Source organism: Roseimicrobium gellanilyticum, assembly GCF_003315205.1.
Taxonomy (GTDB): Bacteria; Verrucomicrobiota; Verrucomicrobiia; order Verrucomicrobiales; family Verrucomicrobiaceae; genus Roseimicrobium; species Roseimicrobium gellanilyticum.
Window position 1 is genome coordinate 190,817 of record NZ_QNRR01000012.1, and the last position, 14,641, is coordinate 205,457.

The following is a 14,641-nucleotide window of genomic DNA, read 5'->3' on the forward strand; positions in this document are numbered from 1 at the left end:
GCGTTTAAGCCAGTACTGGCACTCAGTGGGCCAGGTGAAGTACTCTAGTCTCTGGAATACATCAGCTCGTCGCTCCTTCCTCCATGACCATCCTGTATCGATGCGCATGCAAGCCGCTCACGAGGTTTGTGGTGTCCGGCTTTTTGTTGCTGCTCACTGACGTATGGCTGCAGGCAGAGGGTGAAGAGGGCGTTCCCAACCGTGAGCCCACCAGTGAATCATCCTGGCTCTATCATGCCTGGCAGACAGATGATGGACTGCCCAACAACGATGTGACCGCCGTGACGCAGGCGTACGATGGCGCCATGCTCTTCGCCACGCAAAGTGGGCTGGCGCGGTTTGATGGCTGGAGGTTGCTGGAACCAGCGGACTTGCCCAAGACATGGAATTCACGCGGGATCGGTGGCGTGATGTCTTCCCAGGATGGCACCCTGTGGCTTGCCACCAATATGGGCCTGGTGGCACATCGGGTCGGAAAAGAGCCTCAAGTGGTCGCTCAAGAGCTGGGCCGTGACGGCCGGCCAAATGCGTTCTTTGAGCAAGCGGATGGCACCATCTGGCTGAGCCACGAGCAAGCAGGAGTTTTCCGGCTAAGAAATGGGCTCCTCGCCAATGTCACCAGCGTGAGCCGGCCTGGAAATCCTCCCGTCCGATATAGTGCCCAGATGGTGGCACAGGATGAACGGGGTGCCATTTGGGCGGCAGGACGTGAGATCCTGGCACGATGGCAGGGAGACATGTTCGAGTGGGTGGCCGACCTGCCCGACGCAGTCACGCTTTTGTGCAAAGCAAAAGGGGGCGGCCTGTGGATCGTGAGCGGCAGGCAATTGTTGAGATTCACCGAGGCTGAAGGGCTGAAGGCAGTGGCCACGCTGCCCATCGGTCCTCCCGGCACCCGTCCCTCTGCCATTTTGGAAGATGCGCATCAGCGTCTCTGGATCGGGACATTCGCAGACGGCCTCTACCTCAGAGAAGGCAGTTCATTTGAGAAAATCCCGCTGTCCAACTATGACGTGTGGTCGCTCTGTGAAGACCACGAAAGCAATCTCTGGGCTGGCACCGGCGGTGGCGGCGTGTGCCTGGTGCGGCCACGCGTACTTGAGACGCTCCGCGAGGAAAACGCTCCCATCTTGCAAACCGCGCGCAGTTTGTGCACGGATGCACGAGGCGACATCTGGGTGGCGATGCAAACCGGGCAGCTCTATACCAGGCGCTCCGGAAGCTGGCGGCACCTGAGGGCTCCCGCAAACTGGCCCGGCCCACTGGCGACCTGCGTCACGGCGGATACCCTCGGCAATGTCTGGATCGGCGCCAGCGAGAATCGCGTGGTGCGCTGGGACGGCGACAAGTATGAAATCGCCCCTCTCCCCCCCGCGCGCGAAGGTCAGTTGCGCATCAGGGCCATCATGGTGGCACGCAATGGGGAAATCTGGATCGCCCAGGCGGAGTCGATCACACACGGAGAGCCCGGCATGTGGATCTCACTCAAGCTCCCTCCGGATGCCGGAGAGATTCACGCCCTGGCGCAGGATATGGATGGACGCATCTGGGTAGGCACTCGCGGCAGCCGTCTTCTGCTGGCGCAGGGTGACGCGCTCTTGGATCGAACGCCGCCCGGATTCCCCGGAGACGGCGGCATCCGTACGATCCTGGCCACCGACGATGGCTGCCTCTGGGTCGGCACCGGAGGTGATGGACTGGTCCGTGTGAAAGAGGGCCGCTGTTCGGTGCTCACCACAACTCATGGTTTGCGGCACAATGTGGTGTCCCAACTGGTGCTGGACCACAAGGGCCGGCTCTGGGGCGCGGGAGATCGCGGCATTTTCCTTCTCTCCCTGGACGAACTTAATGCCGTGGCGGAAGGCCGTGCGGAGAGATTTCACACCATGGCGTTTGGCGCCAGCGAGGGTGCCCCGAGTCTGCAGGCAAACAGTGGCTATGCTCCCAACACGATGCTCGCGTCTGACAACCGCCTGTGGTTCTCCTCGCGAAGTAGCGGCATTGTCATCGCCAACCCCGAGTTGCCGGGTGGGAACAGGGCACCGCCACCTGTTGCAATTGAGGATTTCGTAGCCAACGGTAGAACGGTGCCAGATGGCGTCCCGGGTCCAGCCGAGATTGGCCCCGGGATCATCAGTGCGCGCTTTCAACTCAGCGCAAAAAGCTACACTGCCCGCGAGAATGTCGTGCTGCAGCATCGGCTTTCCGGAGTGGACGCAGGGTGGGTGACCAGCGGACGTGATCGCATCGCGAGCTACGCCTCTCTCGATCCCGGCAGCTATGTCCTGCGCGTACGCGCGATGAACAACGACGGCGTATGGAGCAAGCGGGACGCCACACTCGCGTTCACCGTGGCCCCTTTCCTCTGGCAGCGTACGTGGTTTCGCGCGGTGGCCGCAATAGCGACGCTCGCTCTGGCCGCGCTGGTGGCTAATGCCCTCACGTCATGGAGGGTGCATCGGCAGAACGTTCTTCTGAGGCAGGAGGTGGCGGTGAGAAGAGAGCGTGCCCGCATTGCAAGGGATGTGCACGATCAGATCGGCGCAAGCCTCACAGAGATCTCCATGCTTTCCGATCTTGCCCAGGCAGATGGCGCCGCCCCCACCTCCTACCTGCCACGTCTCGCACGCACCGCCCGGAAGGCCGCGGCAGAAATGGACGAAATCGTCTGGGCCATCAACCCCGAGCACGACAACCTCGCCAGCCTGCTGGACTACATCGGCCAGCAAGCCATGGATCTGACAGGCGCTGCAGGCGTGCGCTGCCGACTCGACTTCCCTGATGAGATTCCCACAAAGCACCTCACGGCCGACTTCCGTCACCACCTTCTGCTTATTGTTCGCGAAGCCGTGAACAACACCATCAAGCATGCTTCCGCGAACGAAGTTCATATCGAGATCACCCCGGGCGACAGCGAGCTCCGGGTGATTGTCACCGACAACGGACAGGGCTTCGAGCCCGGCGCAGTCACCACGGGGGGCGATGGCCTCGCCAATATGAACACTCGCGCCAAGGCCTTGCGCGGCACACTGCAGATCCGTAGCAAGCCCGGCGCTGGCACCTCGCTTGTCGTACACCTGCCCTGGCCCTCGGATGCCTCTCCTATGACCCCTGCAGCATCGAACCACCCATAACGCCACTCCCCATGCTCATCAAAGTTTCCATCGTGGAGGACGATCCGGCCACGCGCGAAAACCTGCTGGCCATCATTAACCGCAGTGATGACCTCACTGGCATGGAAACCTATTCTTCTGCGGAAGACGCCATCCGTGGCGTACCCAAAAATCTGCCGGATGTCCTTCTGGTCGACATCAATCTCGGCCGCCGCAGCGGCATCGAGTGCGTGGCCGTGCTCAAGGCAGCCCATCCCAAGCTGCAGATGATGATGGTGACCACCTACGATGACACCAAGCTTATCTTCGAAGCTCTTCGAGCGGGAGCCAGTGGTTATCTCCTCAAGCGTACCCCTGCCGCTGAAATAGTTGCTGCCATCAAGGAGGTTCACGAGGGAGGGTCGCCTATGTCCGCACAAATTGCGCGGAAGGTAGTGTCATACTTCCACCCCAGCCGTTCTCCGGTCTCCGAGATGGAAACGCTCACCCCGCGGGAGCACGAGATCCTCACGCTGCTCGCAAAAGGTCTGCAGTACAAGGAGATCGCCGATCATCTGGATATCAGCACCAGCACGGTGCGCGGACACCTTCACCTCATCTACGGCAAGCTCCATGTGCAGTCACGGACCGAAGCGGTGCTGAAGTACCTGGGGCGGTAACGGGCCCGGCTTCGTTCATTGATACGCCGCGCTGCGGGCCATCCCAATGAGATCGCAATTACCTGAAGAACGCGGCCACGCCCAAATGAATTCGTAACTCGTTCATTCAGTGGCGGACAGGGAGGGATTCGAACCCTCGGTACTATTTCTAGCACACACGATTTCCAATCGTGTACGTCAGTGATTCAAGCTGATTCAACGCGAGTCACAATCACTCACCTTGAGGGTTTTATGACACATTGAATTTCGCTGAATCATGTTGAATCACCCGAAAAAGGGTTAAACTGGGGTTAAACATGAGACGCGAAGACAGGCCAAAGCAGGCGTTCACCCGCCGCGGAAATCGCATCTATCGCCATGCCTATCATCGGGACGGAGTAGAGACTTTTGCTGAGGGGTACACGTTCCGAATGAAGAAGGATGGCGTGCAGCACTACTTCTCCTTGGGCACCGAACTTGAGGCTGCAAAGTCGATGGCGGATCGAATCGGAGCCTTCTTGTCAGTTCCCAGCAATACGGTGGAGCAGCTCTACGACCACTCGGATTTCGCTCATCTGCGACCATCAAGACGAGTCACCCGGGCGAAGCATGCCAAGCCCCCGACTGTGGAGACCAAGAAACCCACAGTTGGAGAATTTTGCCTCCGTTACGAGGCCGTGACCGGTCACCTGAGCCGCTTCTCTGTTTCTGACAATTTGAATTCCCTTCGGCGCATCGTTGCTCACTCGCTCGGACTGCCAAGGCTTTCGCGGCACGCTAACAAGGCGGAAAAGACCGCTTGGCACGCAAAAGTCCGCGCCGTGCAACTGGACTTAGTCACTCCTGTCGTTGTGGAATCCTTCCGCCAAGAGATGCTGAAGTCAGCCGGGCAAGACCACCTCAAACGAGCCAAAGCTGCCACGACCTCGAATTCCTACATCCGTTGCGCAGCCAGCATGTTCGCACCGAAGCTCAGCGTCCATTTTCAGGATTTCGAGTTGCCCGCCATCAATCCCTTTCGGACCACGCGCCCCCTACCCGAACCAAGTCACCGGTATGTCTCTTCAATAGATGCCTCCGACCTGCTCAAACTCGCACGAACCGAACTCGAAACAAGCCAGCCTGAAGTTTATCTGGTCATCGTGTTGGCACTTTGCTGTGGAATGCGGCGAGCGGAGATTGATAGACTCACCTGGGAACAAGTCGATCTAGCAGGGGGCCACATCTGGATTCGCACCACTGCTTACTCCCGCCCCAAAGCGCGCAATTCGGAAAGCCGCATCGATCTGGCTCCCGAAGTCGTGCACATCCTCAAAACCCACCGGCACTCATGGGAAGCCGGACCATTCGTCATCCCGGGTTCCCTCGATCTCAAGGTCCGGGTACGATGCATGCCCACGTTTGCCAAAGCCCTTCAATGGCTCAGAAGTCATGGCGTCAAAAGCGTCACTGCACTTCACACCCTCAGGAAGGAAGCCGGCTCATTAATCTTTAGCCAGGTAGGCTCCATTGACGTGGCTGCGGACTTTCTCCGAAACGACGTCAAAGTGGCCCGCGAGCACTACATTGGACGCAAGCAAAGACTACAACTTCAGTTTCCTGAGCTCGCCGTGACAGCTCCCGCGTTGGACGTCCACGCAAGTGCTAGGACCTAAATGCGGAGCACGAAAGGAGTGGCAAAACGCAAAATGTGGGGAGCGCTCGCCCCTTCAGGCCACCACGTTACCGCGTACCTATCTTCACCGGAGGAGAGGCGATGAAACCTATCACACTTAGGAAATCGGCTGCCTGTTTGCTCGCAACATCCTTGGTAATGTGGCTCCCAAATTCGAGTGGCCAGCAACAAAAGCCGCAAACCACGGGAGACGAGACTCTTCCGCAGTCGCCCCCGGCCGAGCTTGCCCGTGGCCCGCAGAATCTGCGGCAGATAGCGCTCACCTTTGATGCAGAAGGCGACGACACAGGTCTGGAAGACCTGCTACGCATGCTGGAACGTGAGAGGGTCAGCTCCACCTTCTTTCTGACCGGTCGATGGGCATTTGAGCATCTTTCCCTAGCGAGGATGATTGCGGCTCAGGGGCACATCATAGGCAATCACTCGTGGGATCATAGGGACCTCACCGGGGCGGAAGACTGGCAGGTTTGCGAGGAATTGGTTCGAACAGACGATCGCTTTGTTGGATGGTTTGGACGACAGTACTTGCCATTGTTCAGAGCTCCCTATGGGGAGGTCAACAAACGGGTGCTGAGGCAGGCGCAGAAATTGGGCTTTTTCAGCATTCGATGGACCGTCGATACGCTCGATGCCGTGGAGGGCCGCAAACTGGCGACCTTCATCGAAGGGAGGGTTCTGGGGAAAAGTGACGAGGAACTGCAAGGAGCCATCATCCTCATGCATGTGGGCTACCCGGAAACGGTCGAGGCTCTGCCAGTCATCATTCACAATCTCAGGGAGCGCGGATTCGAATTCGTCACGATTCCAGAGTGGATTCCAGAGCTACAGCGCAGAACGCTCGCGGGCACCAGTTCACCTGGCAGCCCAGTTTCCCCGGTGACAATCAGTCCTGACGCATCACCTGATTGTGACTAACGTGAGCTTCTGCACCTGCGAAATAGCAGTGGTGCCATGCAAGCCACAGCCAGGCGTACATGATGAAAAACCCCGCGCGCTGCGTCAGCCCCCTCCATTCGTTCATATTGTCACAGGCGATAAACAGAATGGACATCGCCCCCACCGCAAACCATGTGAATTTTGCGAAGCTGCTCCGCTTGCTCCACCCGATGGCAGTTCCCAGCAAGAGCATGCCCGTGAGACTGGAGCAGAGTACAAGGCGGATGGCACGATAGTGGACGTCAGAGTAGGCATCTGCCATTCCATGTTCATACTCGGTCTGTGCCTTCGCGGCGGTAAACCACCACGAGGGAGCCCACCATTGCCTGGATGAGTAGGGCGGCTCCGCTGCCTCCCGAACAGGCGCATACGCCATAAAGAAGGTGCCCATCGAGGCCGAGGAAAGCAAAAGACACCCAAAAAGCACCAGAAGCTTCTGTCGGTACTTTAACAGAAACCCCAATGCGAGGAGCTGAAGCAGCACTGCGAAGACAAAGCTCGCCACGGTGAGACACGGCCAGTGCGGTGCCAGCTTCATGTATTCGGTGACGTAGCTGTGGGCCAGCGACAGCTTCATCGTGGAACCGTCCCAGTGGCCATACACAGCCGAAACGAGCATCACCAGCAGTGCGACAACCGTGGCCAGGCTCAGGTATCGCATCACTCGCGGGACAACCGCCCGGCAGGAGGCGTCGCTCCCACGACCTGCCGGCGGAGGCCATCCACCTGCCGGATCTTCACAGGATTCCATTGTCGCTTGGAAACCTGAAGCGCGGGCTTTGTCTGTGCTTCTCATAACGAAACGATTCAAAGCGAGAACAGTCAACTTGCGGGCGACAGGGGATATGCCAGGGAGGGTACGAGCACTGCCGCCCCGCTGATCCTCCCCTCGCGAAGGCGGGTGAGAGCCTCATTGGCAGCTTCCAAGGGGAAGGCGTGTGTTTCTGTGGTCACCGGAATAGAGGGAGCAAGTGAAAGGAACTCGACGCCATCCCTGCGCGTGAGATTCGCCACCGAGACAATGCTGCGCTCCTCCCAAAGGTAGGCGTATGGGAATGCCGGGATATCACTCATATGAATGCCTCCGCAAACGACCACCCCGCCCTTCCGCAGGGATCGCAGCGCGAGGGGCACCAATTCTCCCACCGGAGCAAAGATGATTGCCGCATCTAAAAGACAAGGCGGCTTATCCTCCGAAGCCCCTGCCCACACAGCTCCAAGGCTCCGCGCAAACTCTTGTGCCGTATCATTGTCTTTCCGCGTGAACGCGTACACTTCGCGCCCTTGATGGCGTGCCACTTGGATGAGGATGTGTGCAGCTGCACCGAATCCGTAGAGCCCTAAACGTTGGCCATCACCCGTCTTCAACAGCGAACGATAGCCAATCAATCCTGCACACAGCAGCGGTGCAACGGCCACGCTCGGCATGTTCTTGGAAAGTGGAAAGCAGTATCGTGCGTCGGCAATAGCATACTCGGCGTAGCCCCCGTCCAGGGTGTAGCCGGTGAACTTCGCAGCGTCACACAGGTTCTCGCGCCCGGTGAGACAATACTCGCAACCGCCACACGTCCACCCCAACCAGGGAATCCCCACGCGGTCATGGAGTCGCACACCCTCAACGCCCATCCCCAATGCTGCCACCTCCCCGACGATCTCATGACCTGGAATCAAAGGAAGCTTGAGGAAATGGAGTTCGCCATCAATGACATGCAAATCTGTCCGGCACACTCCGCAGTCCTCCACCTTCACAAGCACCTGGCCCGGCCCTGGAGACGGTACTGGGACCTCCTCGAGTTCCAGATGCTCGCCGGAACACTTCAGCACCATGGCTTTCATGAACTGCATGGTTCAAGCCGGAAAGTTATTCATTCCCACGGAAAAGTGCAAACAACCTCCGTGCCTGACGACTCGCGAGGGTGAATCTGGAGCTCTCCCCCTATCAGCCTGGCGCGGTATGTCATGGTGTGAAGTCCCATTCCATCCCCGCCCGTTAACTGCGCGACAGGTCCAGAATCTCCATCGCTCAAGATGCGCAACACAACACCTGTCTTATCACGTGACAAGACGACATCGATACGCCGCGCCTTGCCATGTCTGACTGCATTGTGAATCGCTTCCTGAGCGATGCGATAGACGTGAGTGGCCATTCCATGGTCCTCCACGTGCACAGGCTCGTCGCAGTGAAAGTTGCAGCTGACCTTGAAAAGCGTGGATCCGTGGTCAGTGAGGCTCTTTAGCGCCGACATCAGGCCGCTCATCTCCACCTGCACGGGTGAAAGGCCACGGGCAAGCATGCGGGTCTGCTGAATGGCGTCCTTGACATAGTTTGAGATGGCACCGACCGCGTCCGCATCTGCGGGTGAGCTAGAGGAGAGACGCCGCTTGAGCACGTCAAGAAGCGTGTCCACACCAGCCCGTTATGGAGGTCATGTCCAATGCGCCTTTGCTCCTGCTCGCTAATGGCAAGCAGCTCGCGCTCCAGCCGCCGTCGTTCCTCCTCCGACTTTGCCAACGCGGCTTCACGTTCCAATTGGGCAAGCGACCGCTTTACCGCCGCCGGCAAGTGCTCCAGGAAATTCGAGTCTTTGGCAACATAATCCAAGGCGCCCTGCTTCATCAGCTTCACGGCCACCCTCTCGTCCCCCTGCCCCGTGATAACGATGAATGGGATGCCACATTGTTGCTTTTCCAGGATATCCAACAGCTCCGTTCCCTCCATGTCCCTGAGCTTCAGATCAAGGAGCATCAGGTCAGCTCTCTTGATTCGCAACCAGTCCACTGCCTCAGCGCCTGACCTGGCACTCTCCGTGAGATATCCCTCCCGCTGAAGCAGCCGCGCAATCAAACGCGAAATCCCCTCGTCGTCATCCACCACCCGAACGGTTCGAGGTGAGATTTTGGAGTTCATGTGCATTGCTCGTTTTGGTTGCTTCGAATACAGCTGGCACCCTCTGAACCAAGATCACTGCGGCAGGCGCAGCCTCCCACGCTCTCCCGCCGGCCAGACCGCACCCTTTTTGATCCAAGCGCGGACAGAGGCCAGTTGCTCGTCAGAAACCTTGTCCGGAGCCGGGGGCATACCCAGCGGATCTTCATGTCCGAATCTGAGCACTTTGTACAAGAGACTCGCATCAGGATTGCCGGGGACGATTACTGGCGAGTTGCGCCCTGTCGTCATGGCCTCCCGTGCCGTTTCTATGCTGAGTCCTCCATACTGGCCCCTGGACTTCGAGTCATGGCATTCGATGCAGTAGTATTCCAGTACGGGCTTCACTTCGCTGTGGAAGAGGCCCTCCACTTCAACCGGATGCGACTCCGTGGACACACAGGCCGGAGAACCCAGCATCATGAACGCACAGACAACAGCTCCAAGTGCAATGTCTCTCATGGGAAACGCCGGTGAATTTCAGGCCGCAAAACCGAAGCGATGCTTCGTTGCAATGGGATCGATGTGCAGAGAGCGAGACAGCAATCGGGTACTGAGCCGCTCCGCCGCCGTACGCAGCATGCGGTCCTGCTGGGTTCTCTCAAGTTCCATGCCCTCATGCTTGATTCCGTGGATGCGCGCCCCGCAAAGCAGGAGGCTCATCAGGAACTCCTCCGCGGCCACCGGGTCATCCGTCCGATGACTCGATACCTTGTGATTGTGCTCAGGGAAGACCGTGTATTCGATGTCGTATTTCGCAATCATAGTGAGAACAGGTGGCTGGTTCTGGTTGCGGTAATGTACGAATCAGTATTTCACATCTGGGCCATCATGCGCATGGCGTGGCTTGCCTTGTTTGCGCCATATTTTGCCGGGTAGATTGCTGCTACCTTCTCCGTCTAACGCCAAATCTTAAGGAATTGCTCGCAATATCGGCGGAGCAAAAGGGCGCGCCTTCGGGTAGTTATGACTCACAGAGATGAAATTGGAGCGCGTTCCCGCGCCACCGAGCATCGAAAGCCTGGATGAAACGGGCGGAGTTCCCCCAGACCGACCATCGCAATCATTCCGCCGCCAACTGAAACAGCGTTATGAGTGCACTCACCAGATTCAATCCGTTCCGCAGTTCCACCTGGGATCCCTTCCGGGAAATCGGAGAACTCGAAAACCGCCTCGAAAAATACTTCGGCAAACCGCTCATTCCTGGCAATGGAGGCAAGGAAACCATGGCCATAGCTGAATGGGCGCCGCTGGTCGACATCACCGAGGATGCCAAAGAGTACCTCGTGAAGGCGGAACTGCCTGAACTCAAGAAGGAGGACGTGAAGGTCAGCGTCGAGGACGGCGACCTCACGATCTCGGGCGAACGCAAGTTCGAAAAGGAGGAGAAGGGCAAGAAGTACCACCGCATTGAGCGATCCTATGGCAGCTTCATGCGGACGTTTACGCTGCCTGAGGGAGTCGCTGCTGAGAAGGTGAACGCCGAATTCAAGGACGGCATCCTTACCGTACATCTTCCCAAGGACGAAAAGGCAGCACCCAAGACGGTGGACGTCAAAGTGCAGTAGCACACTCCCGCCAATCGCAAATCCAAACACGCCGAACAATCAGGGTGGCGACGGAGCTGTAACAAAGCGCGATGATGCGCTGAAAAGTTGCGAGGTCTTCTTTAAGCACCGTCGCCGCCCACCCGCGGCAGGCAAATATCCGTGTGGAGGACCCTTCCATGTCACACAAACAAGTCACCTTCCGCTCTCAGGCACGCGAGAAGATTTTGCGTGGCACCAGCGCTCTCGCAGACGCCGTGCGCATCACTCTGGGCCCAAAGTCAAAGTCGGTGTTGATCGACAGAAAATGGGGCAAGCCCCTCGTTTGCAATGACGGGGTCACCATTGCCAAGGAATTCGACCTGAAGGATCCTGAGGAGAACCTGGGAGCCCAGATGATTCGCCAGGCCGCCGAACGTACCGGAGAAGCCGTGGGCGATGGCACCAGCACCGCCACCGTCCTTGCGCATGCGATCTTCTCTGAGGGCGTGCGCAATGTTACCGCGGAAGCTTCGGCAGTCGATTTGAAGCGGGGGCTTGATCGAGGCCTGAAGGTGGCTGTGGAGGCCATCCGCAAGATCTCCCGTCCCATCAACAACAAAAAAGAAACTGCCCAGGTGGCAGCGATCTCCGCCCACAATGATGCTGTGATGGGCGACCTGGTGGCCGATGCCCTGGAAAAGGTCGGCTCTGAAGGGGCGATTACCGTGGAAGAAGCCAAAACCACCGAGACCAATGTGGAGGTGGTGGAGGGCATGCAGATCGACCGGGGATACCTCTCCCCCTACTTTGTCACGGACACTGATAAGATGGCGGTGTCCCTAGATGACCCGGTCATTGTTCTCACAGACAAAAAAATTTCGCACATGCCCTAGCTGCTACCTCTGCTTGAGCAGATAGCCAAGAGCGGCAGCGCGCTGGTCATCGTGGCGGAAGATGTCGATGGCGAAGCCCTGGCCACGCTTGTCGTCAACCGCCTGCGTGGAGTTCTTTCCTGTGTCGCGGTGAAGGCGCCTGGCTTCGGAGATCGACGCAAAGCTTTGCTTCAAGACATGGCCATCCTCACCGGTGGCAAGGTAATCTCCGACGAACTCGGCATGAAGCTGGAAAAGGCAGTGCTTCACGATCTGGGCCGCGCTCGCCGTGTCCTTATCACCAAGGACACCACCACCATCGTTGATGGACAGGGGACAAAAGAGGCCATCACCGGTCGCTGCAAGGAACTGCGCCGGCAGATCGAAGAAACCACCTCAGACTATGACCGTGAGAAGCTCCGAGAGCGCCTTGCCAAGCTGTCCGGCGGTGTGGCGATTATCCGCGTCGGCGCCCCTTCTGAATCTGAAATGAAAGCCCGCAAGGATGCTTTCGATGACGCCATAAGTTCTACGAAGGCGGCCATCGCCGAAGGCATTGTCCCGGGAGGTGGGTTGGCACTCCTGCGCGCTGTCGATGCCGTGGATGCCGAGATAGCAGAATCAGACGGAGACGAACGCACCGGCCTCATGGTGCTGAAGCGTGCGCTCGAAGCGCCGGCACGCCAGATTGCGGAAAACTCCTCTGTCGATGGCGGGGTGGTGATTGCCAAGATGCGCGAAGGCAAAGGTAACTTTGGATTTGACGCCTCGCGCGGTGAGTATGTCGACCTCATGGACTCCGGCATCATCGACCCCACCAAGGTCGTACGCATCGCCTTGGAGAACGCCGTCTCGGTGGCGGGTATCCTCCTGCTCACAGAGGCGACCATGACAGACATTCCAGAACCCAAAGAGGCACACGGAGCCGCAAACTTGGAACACGCCATGGAGTAGGCCATGAAACGAGAAAACCATTTTCGCATTTCGCCCGCAACCGCGGAGACAGAGAGTCTCACCGGAAGAGCATCTGGCTCACCGCACCCGCGACCAATCATTCCAGAACAGTGGGTCTGGCACTTCCGTGCCCTGATCGGACTGCGGACACGGCTGATGAACGATCGTGACAGTCAAATGGCTGAGGCTGCGGAGCCAATCGAGGTGGACACCGAGTCAGCCAACAGCGCTACGGATGAGTTTGACCACGACCTCGCGCTGGCCATGTGGGAAAGCGAAGATGAGATGCTCCAGGAGGTCGATGCGGCCATTCAAAGGATCAGAGAGGGGCGTTATGGCCTTTGTGAAGAGACAGGAAAGGTCATTCCATCAGCCCGCCTGATGGCGATGCCGTGGACAAGGTACACACTTGAAGCGGAAGAGAAACTGGAAGGCCTAGGTCAAAAGCTTGGACCACAGCTCCGCCGGCTGCACCCCATAGCTCCGCCGGGAGAGGCGAATGCCGGGACATCTGACGAATCTGACCCGCCCCAAAAGTTGGGCGTCCCCGACTTGGACCAAGTCGCAGCCCCTGTCGATGACAGCACTCCATGAAACAGCTTTCTCCAGTATTGAACCACCAACATGTGCCCGTCGAAGGCATGCGGGTGCACATCCCAGTAAGCGGTGCCGTGCTTGAAGGCATGCTGGATATCCCTGAAAGAGCGCCAGGCATCGTGCTCTTCGTGCACGGAAGCGGAAGTAGCCACCACAGTCCCCGAAACCAGTTTGTCGCCGAAGAGATTCGGAAGAAGGGACTCGGGGCTCTTCTGTTTGACCTGCTCACCCAACAGGAGGAACTGGCGGACGAAGAAACCCTCGAACTGCGGTTCGAAATCGGATTCCTGGCCAAACGGCTCATCGAGGTGACGAACTGGCTGCTGGACCAACCGGAAAGCGCAGGAAAGCAAATCGGATTCTTTGGCTCCAGCACGGGAGCCGCTGCGGCTCTGGTGGCAGCTGCACATTTTGGAACCCGAGTGGGTGCTGTCGTCTCCCGAGGTGGCAGACCCGATCTGGCAGATAATGCGTTGCGTGAAGTCAACGCCCCTACCCTGTTGATTGTCGGCGGCAGCGACTACGAGGTTCTCCAGTTGAACGAAGCGGCACTGCGAGAACTGCGCTGTGAGAAAGCCATGAAAGTGATTCCCGGGGCCACCCACCTTTTTGAAGAATACGGCGCCCTGCCGCAAGTGGCTCACCACGCTGCGGTATGGTTGCGCCACCATCTGAAAAACTGAAGCAACCCTCCAGGAGACTGCATATGCAACCCAAGTGTTTCTTGAATCGCGGCCATGCCGGGCAAGTTCTGGCACAGGCCCTCATGCGCTACGCCTTCCGGAAAGACGTCCTGATCCTCGGGCTCCCGCGCGGAGGCGTACCCGTGGCCTACGAGGTCGCGGAGGCGCTCCACGCACCGCTGGATGTGATGGTAGTGCGCAAGCTGGGTGTCCCGGGATGGGAGGAACTCGCCATGGGAGCAATCGCCAGCGGAGGCATACGTGTCATGAACGAGGATGTGGTGCTGGCGACAGCCGTTTCACCAGAGGCGATTGAACAGGCCATCACCATTCAACAAAAGGAACTCGAGCGCCGCGAAATGCTCTATCGAGGCCATACGCGAGCTCCGCAGATGACAGGAAAGACGGTCATCCTGGTAGATGACGGAATTGCCACCGGGGCGAGCATCTGCGCTGCCATCAAGGCGATTCGCAGCCAGGCACCGGGCCAGCTCATTGTCGCAGTGCCGGTGGCAGCCGCTGAGACTTGAGCCGATCTTCAGCCGACGGTGGACGACTTGGTTGCCCTACTGGTGCCGGACAACTTCACTGCCGTGGGACAGTGGTACCAGGACTTCTCCCAGACCAGCGACGAAGAAGTCACTGAATTGCTGCGGCAAGCTGCAGAAGATTTCACTCCTGCCAACGCCAAATCCGCTACCACCACCTCGCACTGAGG

At 58.5% G+C, this 14,641-nt stretch carries 15 protein-coding genes and 1 pseudogene; 10 read left to right on the plus strand and 6 right to left on the minus strand.

The window, feature by feature from the left end; all coding sequences use genetic code 11:
* The first annotated feature begins 83 nt into the window (after positions 1–83).
* From DES53_RS26100 to DES53_RS26115, 4 genes are all read left to right on the plus strand, one after another.
* Positions 84–3,134, plus strand: coding sequence for a sensor histidine kinase (locus DES53_RS26100; protein ID WP_113961271.1), 3,051 nt, complete (start codon positions 84–86; stop codon positions 3,132–3,134).
* Positions 3,135–3,145: 11 nt separating this feature from the next.
* The gene (locus DES53_RS26105) at positions 3,146–3,772 is read left to right on the plus strand and encodes a response regulator transcription factor (protein ID WP_113961272.1); all 627 of its coding nucleotides are present in this window, start codon (positions 3,146–3,148) and stop codon (positions 3,770–3,772) included.
* 296 nt (positions 3,773–4,068) lie between these two features.
* Complete coding sequence (locus DES53_RS26110) at positions 4,069–5,406, plus strand: tyrosine-type recombinase/integrase (protein ID WP_113961273.1); 1,338 nt, start codon at positions 4,069–4,071, stop codon at positions 5,404–5,406.
* A 158-nt stretch (positions 5,407–5,564) separates the two neighbouring features.
* Positions 5,565–6,341, plus strand: a complete 777-nt coding sequence (locus DES53_RS26115; RefSeq protein WP_170157422.1) for a polysaccharide deacetylase family protein — start codon at positions 5,565–5,567, stop codon at positions 6,339–6,341.
* Here the strand turns inward: DES53_RS26115 and DES53_RS26120 are convergent.
* The 6 genes from DES53_RS26120 to DES53_RS26145 all read right to left on the minus strand — a co-directional run bounded on the left by DES53_RS26120 (position 6,310) and on the right by DES53_RS26145 (position 10,053).
* Positions 6,310–7,023, minus strand: coding sequence for a hypothetical protein (locus DES53_RS26120; protein WP_113961275.1), 714 nt, complete (start codon positions 7,021–7,023; stop codon positions 6,310–6,312). The genes DES53_RS26115 and DES53_RS26120 overlap by 32 nt on opposite strands.
* A 161-nt stretch (positions 7,024–7,184) precedes the next feature.
* The gene (locus tag DES53_RS26125) at positions 7,185–8,198 is read right to left on the minus strand and encodes a zinc-binding alcohol dehydrogenase family protein (RefSeq protein WP_113961322.1); all 1,014 of its coding nucleotides are present in this window, start codon (positions 8,196–8,198) and stop codon (positions 7,185–7,187) included.
* 29 nt (positions 8,199–8,227) lie between these two features.
* The gene (locus DES53_RS34100; RefSeq protein WP_113961276.1) at positions 8,228–8,656 is read right to left on the minus strand and encodes a sensor histidine kinase; all 429 of its coding nucleotides are present in this window, start codon (positions 8,654–8,656) and stop codon (positions 8,228–8,230) included.
* Positions 8,617–9,270: a response regulator gene (locus DES53_RS26135; RefSeq protein WP_170157423.1), complete on the minus strand. Its 654-nt coding sequence runs from the start codon at positions 9,268–9,270 to the stop codon at positions 8,617–8,619. The genes DES53_RS34100 and DES53_RS26135 overlap by 40 nt, the downstream gene beginning before the upstream one ends.
* Before the next feature lie 54 nt (positions 9,271–9,324).
* Positions 9,325–9,750 (minus strand): c-type cytochrome domain-containing protein, encoded by a 426-nt coding sequence (locus DES53_RS26140; protein ID WP_113961278.1) that lies wholly within the window; start codon positions 9,748–9,750, stop codon positions 9,325–9,327.
* A gap of 18 nt (positions 9,751–9,768) precedes the next feature.
* Entirely contained in the window at positions 9,769–10,053 is a 285-nt protein-coding gene (locus DES53_RS26145; RefSeq protein WP_113961279.1) for a hypothetical protein, read from the minus strand.
* A gap of 326 nt (positions 10,054–10,379) precedes the next feature.
* Here DES53_RS26145 and DES53_RS26150 point away from each other — a divergent pair, with 326 nt between their 5' ends.
* The 6 genes and pseudogenes from DES53_RS26150 to DES53_RS33615 all read left to right on the plus strand — a co-directional run bounded on the left by DES53_RS26150 (position 10,380) and on the right by DES53_RS33615 (position 14,639).
* Positions 10,380–10,856, plus strand: a complete 477-nt coding sequence (locus DES53_RS26150) for an Hsp20/alpha crystallin family protein (RefSeq protein ID WP_113961280.1) — start codon at positions 10,380–10,382, stop codon at positions 10,854–10,856.
* Between the two features lie 158 nt (positions 10,857–11,014).
* Positions 11,015–12,643: pseudogene (gene groL, locus DES53_RS26155) on the plus strand (chaperonin GroEL).
* Between the two features lie 177 nt (positions 12,644–12,820).
* Positions 12,821–13,237: a TraR/DksA family transcriptional regulator gene (locus tag DES53_RS26160; RefSeq protein WP_211325697.1), complete on the plus strand. Its 417-nt coding sequence runs from the start codon at positions 12,821–12,823 to the stop codon at positions 13,235–13,237.
* Complete coding sequence (locus tag DES53_RS26165; protein WP_245958273.1) at positions 13,234–13,923, plus strand: dienelactone hydrolase family protein; 690 nt, start codon at positions 13,234–13,236, stop codon at positions 13,921–13,923. The genes DES53_RS26160 and DES53_RS26165 overlap by 4 nt, the downstream gene beginning before the upstream one ends.
* A gap of 23 nt (positions 13,924–13,946) precedes the next feature.
* The gene (locus DES53_RS33610; RefSeq protein WP_281270208.1) at positions 13,947–14,453 is read left to right on the plus strand and encodes a phosphoribosyltransferase; all 507 of its coding nucleotides are present in this window, start codon (positions 13,947–13,949) and stop codon (positions 14,451–14,453) included.
* Positions 14,454–14,480: 27 nt separating this feature from the next.
* Positions 14,481–14,639: a hypothetical protein gene (locus tag DES53_RS33615; protein ID WP_211325699.1), complete on the plus strand. Its 159-nt coding sequence runs from the start codon at positions 14,481–14,483 to the stop codon at positions 14,637–14,639.
* Positions 14,640–14,641 lie beyond the last annotated feature (2 nt).

What these genes read in the sequence shown, in the direction of transcription:
- DES53_RS26100 (WP_113961271.1), top strand. Translation starts at nt 84, where the DNA reads ATGACCATCCTGTATCGATGCGCATGCAAGCCGCTCACGAGGTTTGTG.
- DES53_RS26160 (WP_211325697.1), top strand. Translation starts at nt 12,821, where the DNA reads ATGGCTGAGGCTGCGGAGCCAATCGAGGTGGACACCGAGTCAGCCAAC.
- DES53_RS34100 (WP_113961276.1), bottom strand. Translation starts at nt 8,656, where the DNA reads ATGCTTGCCCGTGGCCTTTCACCCGTGCAGGTGGAGATGAGCGGCCTG.
- DES53_RS26150 (WP_113961280.1), top strand. Translation starts at nt 10,380, where the DNA reads ATGAGTGCACTCACCAGATTCAATCCGTTCCGCAGTTCCACCTGGGAT.
- DES53_RS26125 (WP_113961322.1), bottom strand. Translation starts at nt 8,198, where the DNA reads ATGAAAGCCATGGTGCTGAAGTGTTCCGGCGAGCATCTGGAACTCGAG.
- DES53_RS26115 (WP_170157422.1), top strand. Translation starts at nt 5,565, where the DNA reads ATGTGGCTCCCAAATTCGAGTGGCCAGCAACAAAAGCCGCAAACCACG.
- DES53_RS26120 (WP_113961275.1), bottom strand. Translation starts at nt 7,023, where the DNA reads ATGCGATACCTGAGCCTGGCCACGGTTGTCGCACTGCTGGTGATGCTC.
- DES53_RS26145 (WP_113961279.1), bottom strand. Translation starts at nt 10,053, where the DNA reads ATGATTGCGAAATACGACATCGAATACACGGTCTTCCCTGAGCACAAT.
- DES53_RS26110 (WP_113961273.1), top strand. Translation starts at nt 4,069, where the DNA reads ATGAGACGCGAAGACAGGCCAAAGCAGGCGTTCACCCGCCGCGGAAAT.
- DES53_RS33610 (WP_281270208.1), top strand. Translation starts at nt 13,947, where the DNA reads ATGCAACCCAAGTGTTTCTTGAATCGCGGCCATGCCGGGCAAGTTCTG.
- DES53_RS26105 (WP_113961272.1), top strand. Translation starts at nt 3,146, where the DNA reads ATGCTCATCAAAGTTTCCATCGTGGAGGACGATCCGGCCACGCGCGAA.
- DES53_RS26140 (WP_113961278.1), bottom strand. Translation starts at nt 9,750, where the DNA reads ATGAGAGACATTGCACTTGGAGCTGTTGTCTGTGCGTTCATGATGCTG.
- DES53_RS26135 (WP_170157423.1), bottom strand. Translation starts at nt 9,270, where the DNA reads ATGAACTCCAAAATCTCACCTCGAACCGTTCGGGTGGTGGATGACGAC.
- DES53_RS26165 (WP_245958273.1), top strand. Translation starts at nt 13,234, where the DNA reads ATGAAACAGCTTTCTCCAGTATTGAACCACCAACATGTGCCCGTCGAA.